Origin of the sequence: Chromobacterium sphagni (assembly GCF_001855555.1) — a bacterium.
Taxonomy (GTDB): Bacteria; Pseudomonadota; Gammaproteobacteria; order Burkholderiales; family Chromobacteriaceae; genus Chromobacterium; species Chromobacterium sphagni.
The window spans coordinates 80353-96346 of the sequence record NZ_MKCT01000001.1; the positions used below are offsets into that span (position 1 = coordinate 80353).

15 protein-coding genes are annotated in these 15994 nt (G+C 65.4%); 6 read left to right on the forward strand and 9 right to left on the reverse strand.

Going from position 1 to position 15994, the window contains the following annotated elements:
- Positions 1-135: 135 nt before the first annotated feature.
- The gene (locus BI344_RS00385; RefSeq protein ID WP_071111009.1) at positions 136-1782 is read right to left on the reverse strand and encodes an Nramp family divalent metal transporter; all 1647 of its coding nucleotides are present in this window, start codon (positions 1780-1782) and stop codon (positions 136-138) included.
- Between the two features lie 572 nt (positions 1783-2354).
- Positions 2355-3251, reverse strand: a complete 897-nt coding sequence (locus BI344_RS00390) for a DMT family transporter (RefSeq protein WP_071111010.1) — start codon at positions 3249-3251, stop codon at positions 2355-2357.
- Between the two features lie 98 nt (positions 3252-3349).
- On the opposite strand from BI344_RS00390, the gene BI344_RS00395 reads away from it, so the two are divergent.
- Complete coding sequence (locus BI344_RS00395; protein ID WP_071111011.1) at positions 3350-4162, forward strand: AraC family transcriptional regulator; 813 nt, start codon at positions 3350-3352, stop codon at positions 4160-4162.
- Here BI344_RS00395 and BI344_RS00400 read toward each other — a convergent pair.
- Together BI344_RS00400 and BI344_RS00405 are read right to left on the reverse strand one after the other, a co-directional pair.
- A complete protein-coding gene (locus BI344_RS00400; RefSeq protein ID WP_071111012.1) occupies positions 4152-5567 on the reverse strand; it encodes a cryptochrome/photolyase family protein in 1416 nt (471 codons plus the stop codon). The genes BI344_RS00395 and BI344_RS00400 overlap by 11 nt on opposite strands.
- A gap of 39 nt (positions 5568-5606) precedes the next feature.
- On the reverse strand, positions 5607-6362 hold the full coding sequence (locus BI344_RS00405; protein ID WP_338152207.1) for a substrate binding domain-containing protein: 756 nt from the start codon (positions 6360-6362) through the stop codon (positions 5607-5609).
- Between BI344_RS00405 and BI344_RS00410 the strand changes: the two genes are divergently transcribed.
- Complete coding sequence (locus tag BI344_RS00410; protein ID WP_083370006.1) at positions 6297-7067, forward strand: acyltransferase family protein; 771 nt, start codon at positions 6297-6299, stop codon at positions 7065-7067. The genes BI344_RS00405 and BI344_RS00410 overlap by 66 nt on opposite strands.
- Before the next feature lie 2 nt (positions 7068-7069).
- On the opposite strand, the gene BI344_RS00415 is transcribed toward BI344_RS00410, so the two are convergent.
- From BI344_RS00415 to BI344_RS00430, 4 genes are all read right to left on the reverse strand, one after another.
- On the reverse strand, positions 7070-7411 hold the full coding sequence (locus BI344_RS00415) for a YnfA family protein (protein WP_193430940.1): 342 nt from the start codon (positions 7409-7411) through the stop codon (positions 7070-7072).
- An 84-nt stretch (positions 7412-7495) separates the two neighbouring features.
- Positions 7496-8020: an Rrf2 family transcriptional regulator gene (locus BI344_RS00420; protein WP_239690831.1), complete on the reverse strand. Its 525-nt coding sequence runs from the start codon at positions 8018-8020 to the stop codon at positions 7496-7498.
- A gap of 64 nt (positions 8021-8084) precedes the next feature.
- The gene (gene hmpA, locus BI344_RS00425) at positions 8085-9302 is read right to left on the reverse strand and encodes an NO-inducible flavohemoprotein (protein WP_071111013.1); all 1218 of its coding nucleotides are present in this window, start codon (positions 9300-9302) and stop codon (positions 8085-8087) included.
- Positions 9303-9552: 250 nt separating this feature from the next.
- Positions 9553-10185 (reverse strand): lytic polysaccharide monooxygenase auxiliary activity family 9 protein, encoded by a 633-nt coding sequence (locus BI344_RS00430; RefSeq protein WP_071111014.1) that lies wholly within the window; start codon positions 10183-10185, stop codon positions 9553-9555.
- A 319-nt stretch (positions 10186-10504) separates the two neighbouring features.
- Here BI344_RS00430 and BI344_RS00435 point away from each other — a divergent pair, with 319 nt between their 5' ends.
- The 4 genes from BI344_RS00435 (at position 10505) to BI344_RS00450 (ending at position 14682) form a co-directional block, all read left to right on the forward strand.
- The gene (locus tag BI344_RS00435; protein WP_083370007.1) at positions 10505-13129 is read left to right on the forward strand and encodes a glycoside hydrolase family 15 protein; all 2625 of its coding nucleotides are present in this window, start codon (positions 10505-10507) and stop codon (positions 13127-13129) included.
- Complete coding sequence (locus BI344_RS00440) at positions 13126-13449, forward strand: hypothetical protein (RefSeq protein WP_206600301.1); 324 nt, start codon at positions 13126-13128, stop codon at positions 13447-13449. The genes BI344_RS00435 and BI344_RS00440 overlap by 4 nt, the downstream gene beginning before the upstream one ends.
- A 118-nt stretch (positions 13450-13567) precedes the next feature.
- On the forward strand, positions 13568-14131 hold the full coding sequence (locus tag BI344_RS00445; protein ID WP_071111016.1) for a helix-turn-helix domain-containing protein: 564 nt from the start codon (positions 13568-13570) through the stop codon (positions 14129-14131).
- 11 nt (positions 14132-14142) lie between these two features.
- On the forward strand, positions 14143-14682 hold the full coding sequence (locus BI344_RS00450) for a GNAT family N-acetyltransferase (protein WP_071111017.1): 540 nt from the start codon (positions 14143-14145) through the stop codon (positions 14680-14682).
- Between the two features lie 16 nt (positions 14683-14698).
- Here the strand turns inward: BI344_RS00450 and zigA are convergent, their stop codons facing one another.
- Complete coding sequence (gene zigA / locus BI344_RS00455) at positions 14699-15913, reverse strand: zinc metallochaperone GTPase ZigA (protein ID WP_071112006.1); 1215 nt, start codon at positions 15911-15913, stop codon at positions 14699-14701.
- Positions 15914-15994: the final 81 nt, after the last annotated feature.

Sequence of the window (15994 nt, forward strand, 5' to 3'; positions counted from 1 at the left end):
TAAGGTACGCGCATCGTGGCTTTCCATGAAAACCACCATGCCCAGGCCCTAATGCGAAAACCGCCCACGAGGGGCGGCTTCCACACCGCCGGCGGCGCCAAATTCCACGTCGCCGGCCACACCTTAACCCGCCTCTCAGTGGGCTAGCAAGGCGAGCTCTGTCACCTTGTACACCACCATGATGACAGCCACGACCAGATAGCCGCGCAATACACCCATCCACAGCCGGTTGGTGCGCGACAGCACCATGGGCTTGAGCTGCGCCAGCGGCGGCATGCGCCAGTTGTGCAGGTACAGCTTGGTCGGCTTGGCCTCCTCCGCCAGATCGGCGCCGGTTTCGGCGTCGCGGCGCAGCTTGACGGTGTGAGCGGCGATCACCACGATGCCGCCAACGATGCCGCCGCCCACCAGGATGTTGATGATGGTCTGGCTGCTGATGTCCGGCCACAGCACCGAAGCGGTCAGAATCACCGACAACAGCACCAGCACCGCGGCGACGGCGCCGGTGAACAGATTGGTCCAGCGGCCGTTCACCCACGGACCCAGTACTTCCTTGTCATTGCACAGCAACAGCAGGAAAACGGAAGCGGACGGCAACAGCACGCCGGCCAGCGTTTGCACGGCATTGGTCAGCAGGCCCAGCGGCACGCCCGGAATCAACACCAGCGCGGCGGCGCCGGCGATCAGCAGGAAGTACACCAGGTAGAAGGCGCGCGCATCGGTCGGTTTGCGGTGCAGCGAGTGCTTCATGTTCAGCACGTCGGCCAGCGCGTAGGCGGTGGACAGCGACACCGCGCTGGCGCCGATCAGGCTGGCGTCGATCAGCGCGACCGAGAACAACACCCCGGCCAGATGGCTGTGGTATTTGCCCAGCCCGGCGGCAACCGCGCCCGCGTCCTGGAAATTGCCGAATTCCGGCTTGCCGGCGAACAGCGCGGCGGCCATCGCGATGATGGCGATGGCACCGATCAACACCATTACGATGCCCAGCCACAGGTCAGCGCGCTCATACTTGATGAAACGCGGGGTGATGCGCTTGTCTATCACATAGCTTTGCTGGAAGAACAGCTGCCACGGCGCCACGGTGGTGCCTACGATGCCGATGATCAGCAGCATCACGTCGGACATCTTGCCGCCGGCCGGCATGCCCGGCACAAACAGGTCATGGCCGATCTGCGCCAGCGGCGGATGCACCATCATGAATACCGGCACCAACAGCAGGCTGAACACCACCAGTATCATCGAGAAGCGCTCGAAGCGGCGGAAGTCGCCGGTACTGGCCGCGGCCATCACCAGCACCGCGGACGCCACCACCCCCCACTCCTTGGGCAGCCCCAGATACTGCAAGGCAAGGGTGATGCCGATGAACTCGGTGACGATGGTCAGCGCGTTGAGCAGGAACAGGTCGATGGCGCTGAAGGCGCCCCAGAACTTGCCGAAGCGCTCCAGGATCAGCCTCGCATGGCCGACGCCAGTGACGGCGCCCAGGCGCAGCACCATTTCCTGATTCACATACAGCACCGGGATCAGCAGGATCAGCGTCCACAGCAACGACGTGCCGTAATTCTGGCCGGCCTGCGAATAAGTGCTGAAAGCGCCGGCGTCGTTGTCGCCCACCATCACGATCAGGCCAGGGCCCAGGATGGCCATCAGCGTGCGCAGACGCTGCCAGACGCCTTTGCGGGCCGCCACATCGCCATGGCGGATGGTGCCGAAAGCACCGCGGATGTCGCCGACGTGGGCGCTATCCAGTACAGCTTCGTTTTTGATTGGATTGGTCATTGTTATCTCCCGACCGGCGGCCAAGGGAGGACCGCCCGTCGTTTTGCAAGCAAACGAAGGCATGCGGGCACGAACGCGGCTGCGATGGCGGAAGACATGAAAGTCCCGCCCGGTGCAGACACGACATGCGCAAGCCTGACTCGGCGCCCAGTACATGGCAGGACGCAGTAATCAAGCAGTAACTAGCAACAATGGTATGGGTGGATACGCGGCGGCGGCCCGGATGGACCGCTCAAGATGCGCACCGTCTCGCCTCGCGGCAAGACAGCGGCCATTCAGAATGGAAGCTATGCCTTTGCCGGTCGGCACGACCCTGTCGTTAACCAACTACTACTGCAACTTTCCAAGGCATCAGCCCCCAGTAACGAAAACGGCGAGATGTTAATCCCGCGGCGAAATCATCGTCAACCACCCGATGACATCAAGATTTTGCGGCGCGGCAGCGCGGTTGGCGGCAAGCTGCCACAAGACAACCTCGCATTCGCCAAAAGAAAAAAATTGGCGCTCCGATTGCGATTTTCACGCAACAAAACGCCAAAATCACACAGTAAATTTTTTGTGAACGATTTGTATTATTTATTTACAAAAGCCGGCCTGCCAGCCGTTTTCAGCCGCAGCATGCCCTGTCCCAGCACCACCCCCAGCAGAATCATGCCGCCGCCCAGCCAGTGGTAGGAATGGATGGTTTCGCCCAGCGTCGCGCTGGCCATCAGCGCGGTGAACAAAGGCAGCAGGTTCATGAAGATGGCGGTGCGCTCGCTGCCCAACCGCTGGATGCCGCGCATCCACAGATAAGCCGCCAGCACCGACGAGCCTATGCCGGCGAACAACACTAGGCCGACGCCGCGCGCCGGAATCGCCATGCTGTCGGCGGTCAAGGTCAACGGCGCCAGCAACAATACCGCCATGCCCACCTGCAGATAAAGATTGAGCCAGGCGCCGAAAGGCGGCGCCCAGCGCCGCAGCAAAATGCCGTACAGAGCATAGGCGGCGGCGCCCGACAGCATCAGCGCGTCGCCGTGGTTGATGCCATTGGCGATCAGCCCCAGCGGATTGCCGTGCCCCAGCAGATACAGCACGCCGGCCAGCGACACCGCCACGCCGAACCAGGCCTGCCCGCCCACCGGCTGGCGGAACGCCAGCGCGTTCAATACCAGGCCCAGCAGCGGCACCAGCGCGGTGATCACGCCCATATTGGTGGCAGTGGTGTTGTGCGCGGCATAATAGGCCAGGCACTGGAACATCACCATGCCCAGCGCCGACAACAGCAGGAATTTGCCCAGCCAGGGGCGCAATTCATGGCGCAAACGCCACAGCGGGCGCAGGCAGAACGGCGTCAAGATCAGCGCCGCCAGCAGCCAGCGGTAGAAGGAGATCGCCGCCGGGTCCAGCACCTGGGCGGCAGCCTTGGAAACAACGGTATTGGCGGCCCAGATCAGCACCGCCAGCAAGGGGAACAGCATGGCCATCGCAGCCTCCGGCAAATATTCGACCCTGCTATTCTAGTACCGTCCGTTACCGGCTATATAATTCAAAACAGACAAGATGCTGAGGCAAATCCGACAAGATGGACGCTGAATACTTTCTGGTGGATCAGGGACTGGCGGAACCGGCGCCGCTGACCTTCCGCTACCACCGCTTCGCCCCCCACAGCGAATTCGGCCGCCACCGCCACCGCTGGGGGCAGTTGAGCCGCATCAGCCTGGGACTGATGGAGCTGTTGCTGGAAGACCGGCGGGTGGTGGCTCCGGCGCAATACCTGTTGTGGACGCCGGCCGAAGTGCCACATGCCGCCTATATCCGCCACGCCATGCACTACACCTCGATCTACATCAATCGCGAACAGGCAGCGCGGTTGCCGGCGCATATCTGCCTGATCGAACAGACGTCGCTGATCCGCGCGCTGCTCGACGATTTCTGCCAGCGCCAGATCACCGTGATATCCGACCCATGGGACACGCGCCAGGCCGAGCTGCTGGTGGAAAGGCTGGTGCGCGCCAGCCACGAGGAAAGCTATCTGCCGGACAGCGCCCAGCGGCTGCTACAACCGATCCTGCAGGCGATACGCCAAGATCCGGCCGACGCCACCACGCTCAAGCAGTGGGCGGAACAGGTGTTCAGCACCGAGCGCACGCTGGCGCGGCTGTTTCAACGCGAACTGGGGATGAGCTTCGGCCAATGGCGCGCCCGGGCGCGGTTGCTGGAGGCGCTGTCGCGGCTGAAGCAGGGCGACAGCGTGCAAGATATTTCCGCGGCGCTGGGCTATGCCACCCCGTCCGCCTTCATCGCCATGTTCCAGAAACAGCTGGGCGATTCGCCGGAGCGCTACCGCCGCCAGCTATTGCAGGATGGCCAGTGGCAGGATGGCCTCAGCGTTTGAACAGCGCCAGCGCCAGCAAGCGCTGCACCGCGTGGTCTACGATGGGATGCGGATAATCGCGCCCCAACTGGATCCCGGCCGCCGCCAGCTGTTCCGCCTTGGCCTGCCACGGGGCGTGGATCAGCTTGTCCGGCAGCCGCGACAGCTCCGGCACGTAGCGGCGGATGAAGCGGCCGGCGGCATCGAACTTCTCGCTCTGGCTGACCGGATTGAAGATGCGAAAGTACGGCTGGGCGTCGCAGCCGGTGCTGGCCGCCCACTGCCAACCGCCGTTGTTGGCCGCCAGATCGAAGTCCAGCAGCTTCTCTGCGAAGTATTTTTCGCCCCAGCGCCAATCTATCAGCAGGTCCTTCACCAGGAAACTCGCCGCCACCATCCGCAGCCGGTTGTGCATATAGCCGCTGCGGTTGAGCTGGCGCATCGCCGCATCCACCAGCGGATAACCGGTGCGGCCCTCGCGCCAGGCTGCGAACCACTCCGGATTGTTGGGAAACGGCAGCGCGTCGTACTCCGGCTTGAACGCATGCTCTGCCACCTCCGGCCGGTGCCATAGCACCTGTTGATAGAAGTCGCGCCAGATCAGCTCGCCCAGCCAGCACATGGCGCCCGCGCTGCCCTCATGCCAGGCGTAGGCCGCCAGCTGGCGGATGGAAATCGTGCCGAAACGCAGGTGGGCGCTGAGATAGGACACACCCTTCACCGCGGGAAAATCGCGCGCCGCCTGGTAATGATCGATTCGGCCGGCGAAGTCGGCAAACAGCGCCTCCGCGCCGGCCGAGCCCGGCTGAACCGGCAGCGAGTCCAAATCGCTCGCGCGAAAGCCGATATCGGTCAGCGGCGGCATCGGCTCGGCCGTCCGCGGCATCAAGGACCGCAGATAGCGCCGCACCGGGTAGGCCTGCAGGTAGAACGGCGTCAGCTTCTTCAGCCAGGCGTTCTTGTACGGCGTGAACACCCCGAACGGCTTGCCGGCGCCGGTCAGCACCTCGTCGCGCTCGAACACCACCTGGTCCTTGAAGCTGAACATCGCCACGCCCTGCCGCGCCAGCCGCCGCTCCACCTCGGCGTCGCGCGCCCGCGCCGCCGGCTCGTAATCATGGTTGCAGAACACCGCCTGAGCGCCCAGCTCGACAGCCAAGCGCGGAATCTCCTCGGCCGGCAGACCGTGGCGCACTAGCAGATCGCCGCCCAGCGCCTGCAATTCCGCCTTCAGCGCCGCCACGCTTTGCCAGATGAAATCGACGCGGCGGTCATCGCGCGGCAGCCCATCCAGGATGGCGCGGTCAAAAATGAATACCGGCAGCGCGGCGCGGCTGGATTTGAGCGCATGGTACAAGGCGGCATGGTCTTCCAGCCGCAGATCGCGGCGCAGCCAGACCAGGGCGGTTTGATGGAGTTCGGACATGCAAGGCTCCGGAGCGACGACAAAGAAACGCAGTATGAATCAGCCGGTCCCGCTAGACCAGATTCTCAGGCCCTGGTCCCAGTCCGGAGCATCCCGTCCCAGCCGCTGTTCGATGCAATCGACGAAGGCGCGCACCTTGGCCGCCACCTGCCGCCGCTCGGGAAACACCGCATAGATCGCATGCAGCGGTAGCGGGTAGTCCTGCAGGACCGCCTGCAAACGGCCAGCCAGCAGATCCGGCCCGACGATGAAGGTGGGCATCTCGCAGATGCCCAGCCCCGCCAGTAGCGCGTTGCGGCGCGCTTCGCTGTTGTTGACCTGGTAATTGCCGCGCGGCTGTACCTTGTGCGGTCCGTCCGGTCCGCCGAACACCCAGCTGGCGCCACCGCGGTAATCGGAATAATGGATGCAGTTGTGGCTGACCAGCTCGGCCGGATGCCGGGGCGCGCCATGCGCCGCCAGATAGTCCGGCGATGCGCACATCACCACCCGGCACGGCGCCAGGCGGCGCGCCACCATGCGGTTGTCCGGCAGATTGCCGATGCGGATGGCCAGGTCGTAGCCGCCCTCCACCAGATCCACCATCCTGTCGTCCATCGCCATGTCCAACTGGATGCCCGGATGCTCTCGCAGGAACTGCGGCACTAGCGGCGACAGGTGCAAACGGCCGAAGGCCATCGGCACGCTGAGGCGCAGCAGGCCCTGCGGCTGGCTCTGCAGGCCGCCGGCTTGGTCAAGCCCAGCCGGCCGGCGGCGGCGGAAAAACTGCCCGCGATGGAACTGCGCGCATTCTATATCCTGCGCTTTGCCCGCATTCTGCTACCGCTGCTGCTGGCCCTGGCGGTGGAGGAAATGTTCTATCTGACTCTGCCACTGCTCTGCCCGTTGTTGGGCCGCACCTGGATGCTGGCGCTGGTCTGCCTAGGACTGGTTATCGCCGGCCCGTTGTACCGCGCCGCCAATCTGAACAATGAGATTTTCTATTTGTATGGCTATTTCGCCTGTTTCGACGCCATCGCCATCGGCTGCCTGGCCGCTTTGCTGTCGCATCGCGTCACCCTCTCCGACCGGACAGCAGCCGGATTGCGACTGTTGGCGGCGCTGTCGATATCGGCCGTCTACCTGCAGGGCATCGACGGCCATCAAATCGCAGGCTTCTCGCTGCTTGCCCTGACCAGCGCCTGCTGGCTAATCGGTTCGGCCCACGCATCCTCACCGGGGATATGGCGGCTGCGCCTGAGCGCGCCACTGCGCTGGCTGGGCCGGCGCAGCTATGAACTCTATCTGTTTCACATCATCGTGCTGGCGCTATTGCGTAATCTGGTCAACAAGGATCAGTTGAGCTTCGCCACGGGCCTTCCTTGGCTGGCGGTATTTCTATTACTGAGCATGCTGACGGCGACGCTGGTTGCACGCCTCGTCACGGACCCCGCCAATGCGGCGCTACGCCGGCGCGGGCTGGATGCGCGCGGCTACCGCCGCATTGAAATAGCCCGCTAAGTTCAACCGCGCGGCGCCAGCATGATCACCGCCATGCCGGCCAGCACGATGGCGGCGCCCAGCGCGTCCCAGCGGCTGGGCTGGACGCCGTCCACCAGCCACAGCCAGCCCAGCGCCACCACCACGTACACGCCGCCGTACGCGGCGTAGGTGCGGCCTGCGGCGGTGGGGTGCAGCGTCAGCAGCCAGGCGAACAGCGCCAGCGCAGCCGCCGCCGGCAACAACAACCACATCGGCCTGCCCTGGCGCAACACCAGCCAGGGCAGATAGCAGCCAAGAATTTCCGCCAGCGCGGTCAGGACAAACAGGCCAGTTGTCCGCAGCAAACCAGATAGCATCTCCATTATTTCCCTTCCTCATTCCGTCGGCGCGGCCGGGGCGCCATTGCAGGTGGAGCCGGCCAGGCGCCGAAAGCCGCAGGCCTCGCGCTACCTGCCCGATCCGGGCGGCGAGGCGGTGGAGCGAAAGGGGCCACCTTCGGCCTGAAAGGCCGACAAGCCGCGGTGCATGCGGATGATGGCCTCGCCGGTGGGACTGGCGATGATGTCGCGCAGGGTGTAGCCGTCCAGCGTCTGGAAAAACACCAGCAAGGCCGCGTCCAGCGCGCCCTTCAGCCGACAGCCGCCGTAGAGCGCGCATGGCGGCTCGGCGCAGTCTATCAGTTGCGACAAGCCCTCCAGCGCGCGCACCACCTGGCCCAGCCGGAAGTGCTCCGGCGGCCTGGCCAGCGCCAGCCCGCCGCCCTTGCCGCGGCTGGTGGCCAGCCAACCCTGCTGTGCCATGAAATGCACCACCTTCACCAGATGGTTGCGCGAGATGGCGAAGCGCTCGGCGATCTCCGGAATGGTGGCCAGTTGGCCGGCCTCCAGGCCGGTCAGGTACATCAGCACGCGCAGGCCGAGGTCGGTGAAGCGGGTCAGTTGCATGGTGATGGTCGCATCGATGGTTTTCACATGAATCAATGGGCGGCAGCATACCCCGGATTGGCGCGCCGCCTCAATCGACCCGCGACAGCGCTCAGTCCGCAGACGGATTGGAGCCGAACACCTCGTAATGGATGCGCGCCGCCGGCACGCCCCACTCCAGCAGGCTGCCCTTCTGCGCGTGCATGAAACCCAGCGGGCCGCACAGGTAGTAATCGGCGTCCGGCAGCAGCGCCAGGCTCTTCACGTCCGACAACTGCAGCCGGCCCGCGGCGTGGTAATCCGTGCCGGCCACGTCCTGCGCGCGCGGCTGTTCGTAGCAGACATGCAGTTTCAGCTGTGGATGGCGCTCGGCCAACTGGCGCACTTTGTGCTTCATCGCATGCGCGCCGCCGTGGCGCGCCGCGTGCAGGAAACGGATTTCGCGCTGGCCGCCGCCGGCCAGCAAATGGCCCAGCATCGACTGCATCGGCGTCTGGCCGACGCCGGCGCTGATCATCACCACCGGGCCATCGCCTTGCTCGTTCAGGAAGAAATCGCCCTGCGGCGCGCTCAGGTCCAGCACGTCGCCGACATTCACTTCGCCGTGCAGTAGATTGGACATCCGCCCCGCCGGCTTGCCCGCGCCGGCATCCTCGCGCTTCACCGAGATGCGCAGGTGCACGCCGTTGGGCGCGTCGGACAGGCTGTACTGCCGCGGCTGGCTCAGCCCCCACTCCGACACGAAATGCCTGACCGACACATACTGACCGGGACGGAAAACGGGCAGCGCGCCGCAGTCCGATGGCTGTAAGTAGAAGGAAGTGATCTCCTCGCTCTCCGCCTCCTTGCGCACCACCCGGAACGGCCGCCAGCCGCTCCAGCCGCCATCGCCGGCGGTAGTGCTCTGATACAGCTCGTTCTCTATTCCCGCCATCAGGCCCGCCAGCTGGCCATAGGCCTCGGCCCAGGCCTGGATCAACTCGTCGCTGGCGGCCTCGCCCAGCACTTCGCGGATAGAAGCCAACAGGTGCTTGCCGACTACCGGATAGTGCTCGGCGCGGATGCCCAAGCTGGCATGCTTGTGCCCCACCCGCGTCAACACCGGCAGCAGCGGCGACGGATCGTCGATGTGCTGGGCATAGGCCAGCACCGCCATCGCCAGCGCCTGCTGCTGCTGGCCGGAGTGCTGGTGGCCCTGGTTGAACAGGTGCTTCAGCTCCGGATTGTGCTCGAACATGCGGCGGTAGAAATGGCTGGTCAGCGCCACGCCATGTTGTTGCAGCACCGGCACAGTGGCCTTGACCAGGGAACGGGTGTGTTCGCTCAGCATGTTTTGCCCCTTATAAGATATAAATAAAATACATCTTTAATGATCGAAAAATACCTCGCGAAGGAGGCTTGCAAACTTAAGATGTAAAAATAATACATCTTAAAGATACGCCTGTCAGCCATCGCATGCAAAGCCATCCATTAAGTGTTGCCATTTTTACTCAACGCCGCCGCCGGGCGGCAAAGGATCGGGCCGGGCGGCCGCCGGAAAAACCGGCGGGGACGCCTGGCCCGCGTCAGCTATCCGCGCTTCAAGAGAAATCGAAATCGATCACCTGATAGAAGGCATTGCCGGTATCGGCGACTTCCCACACCGCCAGCACCACGTGGTAACCCTGGCGTTGCGGCATGCGCATCATATGAATCGTGGGTTCCGGCGGCATCAGCTCGGCGCTGTGCTCCCAGTATGGCTGGGCAGTCATCTCCACTTTGTGGAACGGCGTGGCCTCGAACTGGGCGCGGGTCAACGGCTGGTTCGGATTCCAGTCGGCCTTGGTGATGAAATAGTTCCAGCGCCGGGTCAGATGGCGGGCATGGTAGCTCCACTTGAACTCCATCTCCTGCCCGGCCCTGACCGGATGCTTGCGCCAGCGCTCGGCGCTTTGCTCGTCCAGCACCGCCGAGTGCGCCTGGCCGGCGCTGGCGATCTTGCCGTCGGCCGGCGGCGCCGCATTCGGGGTATCGGTCGGCGCCAGCGGATCCATCAGGCCAGCGGCGGCCGCCGGGAAGAACTTGCCGCCCTCCAGGCCATTCACCTGCCAGCTTTGCAGCGGACACTGGGCGTTGACGCCGTCCACGCAGAACTGGCCGCGCGACTCCGGTTTGAACACCTGGCCATGCCTGGGCTGCAGGCCGGCTTTCGACTCCATCTTGGTTTGACTCATGGCAATCCCCTTGAATGATGGAAATAAACAAAACCGGCGTCGCCAGACGGCAAACCGGCTGCACGCATCGTAGCCATTTCGCCACGGCCGAGAGCTGGCCTTTCTGACTAGCGCGCCGCAAACACCGGCCATCGCTGACCGTACTACCGGGTCCTCTCCGCACAGGGTTGGCGCCGATAAGACAACGGCGCCGCCTTCATTCACACCAACCAAAAAATGACATTTGCTATTTATTTGATATATTTAGTAGTAAAACTACATTTACATCAGGCAAAACCTGTAGTAAATGGCAGACAAAACTACAAATGGAGACAACACCATGCCTCACCCATCCCTTGCCCGCCCGGCGTTGCTGGGCCTTCTGATCGCCAGCTTATTCAACCCCTTCGCCCGCGCCGATGAGGCATTCGGCTCTCCCGGCCAGGCCCCGGTACGCGGCCCGGCCGCCAAGTCCTTCCTCGGCACAGCGGTGGGCAGTTCCTCGCGCGTCTACTTCACCGGCTACCGCGGCATCGTGTCCGAGGTGTACTACCCGGTGCTGGACACGCCGGAATCGGTGGATCTGCAATTCTTGGTCAGCGACGCCGGCAAGACCTTCGTCGATGAAGAGAAGCGCCAGGCTTATTCGGCCAGCCAGAGCGACAGCCGCACCATGAGCTGGCTGGCCAGCACCGGCAACGCCGGCCACAACTGGCAGATCAGCAAGCGCATCTTCACCGACCCCAGCCATGACGCGTTGGTGCAGCGCGTCACCTTCACCGCGCTCAACGGCCGCACGGTGGGAGACTTCAACCTCTACCTGCTGTTCAAGCCCTATCTGGACAACGCCGGCAGCGGCAACAGCGCGCAGACCGTGGCAACCGCCGGCGGCTACGCGCTGGCCGCCAGCCACAACAGCCGCGCCTCGGCGCTGCTGGCCAGCCTGCAGTGGAAGGTTGTGAACGGCCAAAGCATGGTCTCCAACGGCTTCGTCGGCCACAGCGACGGCTGGACCGACCTGATAGGCAGCGGCGACAACGCCATGAACTGGAGCTACAGCTCGGCGACCAACGGCAACGTCGCGCAGATGGGCTGGCTGGACCTGGGCGACCCCGCCGCCGCCAGCGTGTCCTTCGACGTGGTGCTGGGTTTCGGCGCCAGCCAGGGCGACGCGCTCAATACCGCCGCCGCCTCGCTGGATTCTGACCTCACCGCCGCGCAGCAGCAGTACGACAATGGCTGGCACAACTATGCCGCCGGCCTGTCCGGCCAGGGAGGCTTGGCCGACGACCGCTACTACCTGGCGGCGATGACGCTGAAAACCATGCAGGACAAGAGCAACGGCGCGATGGTGGCCGGCATCGGCACGCCATGGGGCGAAACCCAGGGCGACGCCAACCAGGGCGGCTACCACCTGGTATGGCCGCGCGACCTGTTCAAGTTCGCCAACGCGCTCTACACCGCCGGCGACAGCGCCAGCGCCACCACCGTGGTGGGCTATCTGTTCAATACACTGCAGCAAACCAGCAACTGCGGCACGGCCGAATACAACGCCGCCGGCTGCGCGGCCGGCTACAGCCGCATCGGCCGCTTCCCGCAGAACGCCTGGGTCAGCGGCTGGCCCTACTGGCAAGGCACCCAGATGGACGAACAGGCCATGCCCATCCTGCTGGCCTGGCGGCTGGGGCCGGCGGTGTCCAATCCCTTGTGGCCCAAGATCAAGCTGACCGCCGACTACATCGTGGCCACCGGACCGTGGAGCTACCAGGAGCGCTGGGAAGAGAACTCCGGCTACTCGCCGTCCACCATCGCCGCCGAGATCGCCGGCCTGGTGGCCGCCGCCGACATCGCCCGCAACAACGGCGACGACGCCAGCGCCGGCCGCTATCTGTCCGCCGCCGACTACTGGCAAGAGAATGTCGCAGCCTGGACCTACACCAGCAGCGGCAGCTTCGGCAACGGCAGCTACTACCTGCGGATCAACCCGGCCGCGCGCGCAGGCGCAGGCGCCGACCGCGCCAGCTTCGCGCCGCAAAGCGGCCCGGACACTCCCCAGACCTTGACGATCAAGAACGGCGGCGGCAGCCACGACGCGCGCCGGGTGGTGGACGGCGGCTTCCTGGAACTGGTGCGGATGGGCGTGAAAAGCGCCAACGACCCCACCATCGCCAACACCATAGGCGTGTTCGACAGCGTGCTGGGGCAGAGCCTCGCGCTGCCGGGCGCGCCGGCGCTGCCCGCCAACGCGTGGTTCCGCTACAACTTCGACGGCTACGGCGAACACAACGACGGCAACGATTTCGACGGCAGCGGCGCCGGCCGGCTGTGGCCCATCTTCACCGCCGAACGCGGCATTTACGAAATCGCCCGCCAGCGCGCAGGCAGCGCCGGCCAGCCCTACTTCGCCACGCTGAGGCTGCTGGCCACGCCGGAAGGCATGTTGCCGGAACAGGTATGGTCCAACAGCGCCACGCTGCCGGACGGCTGGGCGGTTACCACGCCGGCCGGCTATCAAGCAGGCGCCCCCACCAAGTCGATGGCGCCGCTGAACTGGGCGATGGGCGAATACATCAGCCTGCTGGCCTCGATCCACGCCGGCCGCATCGTCGACATTCCGCAAGTGGTATGCGCGCGCTACCACAACTGCGCAGCCGCGCCCAACGCCGGCGAGGCGCCGGTCAGCATCAGCGTCAACGCCGCCACCCAATGGGGCCAGCAGGTTTACATCACCGGCAACGCCCGCGCGCTGGGCAACTGGAACACCGACCTCGGCCTCCCGGTGGACCCGGCCAACTACCCGCTATGGCAGAACAGCGTCAACCTGCCGGCCGGCCAGCGGATCGCCTACAAGTACTACCGCAAGAACGCCGACGGCAGCGTCAGCTGGGAAAACCTCTCCGGCAACCGCAGCATGGCGACGCCGGCCAGCGGCGGCCTCAGCCTGAACGATCAGGTGAGCTGGTGAGCCGGCGCCGCGCCTGGTCCGCCGCGCTGCTGATGGCGGTGGCCGGCGGCGCGGCCTGGCGGCTGTGGCCGGCTCCAGAACCGGCCGCTCCTCCCGCGCCACGCGCCGCGGCTGCCGCGCCGCCGGCCCGGCCCATCGTCAGCCGCCCCACCCCGGCCACGCCCTGGCATCCCCCCAGCCGGCCGGCGCTGCCGCCGGTGAGGAAAGGCGGCAACAGCTGGCGGCCGGAGGCGGCGCCGGTAGTGGCCAAGGCGGACGTCCAGCGCGGCGCGCCGGACATCCCCGACGCCAAGCCACTGCCGCGCCCGCCCGATCCCTGAGCCATGGCCGGCCCCTTGCCGGGGCCGGTTGCGGCTTTCGCCCCGGCACGCCTGGCTACGCGCGGATTGCCTCCTTATCCCTTGCCATGATTTCCACTTGTGAAATATATTTCCATATATGGAAAACACCGACAATCCCAACCTTGACCGCCAGATCGCCGACAGGTTGAAAGCGCTGCGCCGCGCGCGCGGCTGGCCGCTGGACGAGCTCGCGCGGCGCAGCGGGCTCAGCCGGGCCACGCTGTCGAGGCTGGAAAACGCCGAAGTCAGCGCTACCGCCGCCGCGCTGGGCAAATTATGCGCCGCCCACGGCCTGGCGCTGTCGCAATTGATGCGCATGGTGGAAGACGAATTTACGCCGCTGCTGCCAGCCGCCGTCCAGCCCTTGTGGACCGACCCCGCCAGCGGCCAGCGCCGCCATTCGGTCTCGCCGCCGGCGCGCGGCCTGGCCGGCGAGGTGCTGCGATGCGAGCTGCCGCCGTTCTGCGACATCCGCTACGACGCGCCGCCGCGCCGCGGGCTGGAACACCACCTGCTGATGCTGGACGGATGCCTGGAAATCAGCGTGGACGGGCAAAGCTACCGGCTGCAGGCCGGCGACTGCCTGCGCTATCGGCTATCCGGTGCCAGCGCCTTTCGCACCGGCGACGCGCCGGCGCGCTATCTGCTGTTCATCGTATGAGGCAACAAGCCATGGCCAAGCTGGAAATCGTGACACTCAGCGCCGAACAAGCCGAAGCCCTGCTGCCGGAACTGGCGGAACTGCTGCGCGCCTGCGTGCGGGACGGCGCCAGCCTCAATTTCATCCTGCCGTTCCGCCGCGAGGATGCGGCCGGCTTCTGGCAAAACAAGGCGCTGCCGGCCCTGCGGTGCGATGGCCGCCTGCTGCTGGCGGCATTCTTGCGGGAACAACTGGTAGGCAGCGTGCAGTTGGACTGCGACACGCCGCCGAATCAGCCGCACCGCGCCGAAATATGCAAGTTGATGGTGCATCCCGACAACCGCCGCCAGGGCATAGCCAAGGCCTTGATGCGCGCGGCGGAAGAGCACGCCCTCGCGCGGGGCCGCTGCCTGCTGACCCTGGACACCCGCAGCGGCGACAAGGCCGAGCCGCTGTACCGGGCGCTGGGTTATCAAATCGCCGGCGTGATTCCCGGCTTCGCGCTGGACGTGCATGGCCGCCAGCTGGACGCCACCACGCTGATGTACAAGCCACTCGCCAGCCAGAACTGATCCCGGACCACCGTCATCAGGCCGGCAATGACGCCTCCTCGGCATCCGCCCAGGCGGGAAACGGATCGGACAGACGCAGCCAGCCAAGCTCGCCCTCGGCCATCTCCGCGTCATTCAGCAGACAGGCGTCGAAGCCGGCGGTCAATGCCGCCTGATCCATCCCGGCGCCGATCAGCACCAATTCCTGCTGGCGGTCGCCATGGGGTTCTCGCCAGCGCGCCGCTATCATCGCCAGGCTGTCCTCATCCCGCGGCCAATCCTGGCGATCCACCGCCGCCCACCACAATCCGGCCCGGCTGTGGCGGACCACGGCGCCGGCCTGCGACCAGATCCCGGCGAAATCCGGCCGGCTGGCCAGCCAAAAATAGCCCTTGGAGCGCACCACCCCCGGCCATTCGCGCGCCAGCCACCGCCACAACCGTTGCGGATGGAACGGCCGCCGCGCGCGGTAGACGAAACTGGCGATGCCGTAAGCCTCGCTTTCCGGCAGATGCTCGCCGCGCAGCTCGGCCAGCCAGCCCGGCGCTTCGGCGGCGGCTTCAAAGTCGAAGCGGCCGGTGTCCAGCACGCTTGCCAGCGGCACCGCGCCAAACGCGCCGCGCACGATGTCGGCGCGCGGGTTGAGCGCGCGCAGCATGCCATCCAGCCGGGCCAGATCGTCCTCGCCCACCAGATCGGTCTTGTTCAGCACGATGACGTCGCAAAACTCCACCTGTTCCACCAACAGATCCACCACGGTGCGATCATCCTGCTCGCCCAGGCTTTCGCCGCGCTCGGACAGGCTGGCGCGCGAGCCGTAGTCGCGCAGAAAGTTGAAGGCATCCACCACCGTCACCATGGTATCCAGCCGGGCGATATCGGACAGGCTCTGCCCCTGCTCGTCGCGGAACGTGAAAGTCTCCGCCACCGGCAACGGTTCGGAAATACCGGTGGATTCGATCAGCAGGTAGTCGAAACGCCCCGCCTGCGCCAGCTTGCCGATTTCCAGCAGCAAGTCTTCGCGCAGGGTGCAGCAGATGCAGCCATTGCTCATCTCCACCAGTTTTTCCTCGGCGCGCGACAATTGGGCACCACCCTCGCGCACCAGCCGGGCGTCGATATTGACTTCGGACATGTCGTTGACGATCACCGCCACCCGCCGACCCTCGCGGTTGTTGAGGATATGGTTGAGCAAGGTGGTCTTGCCGGCGCCGAGGAAGCCGGACAATACGGTGACGGGAAGTTTCTGCATCGGATTTTCCTTGAAAGCCGCAGGCTGGCGCTTGCCGCAGCCTCCGCCACGCTGGCCAGTCCCATCCATCGAAATAAATTA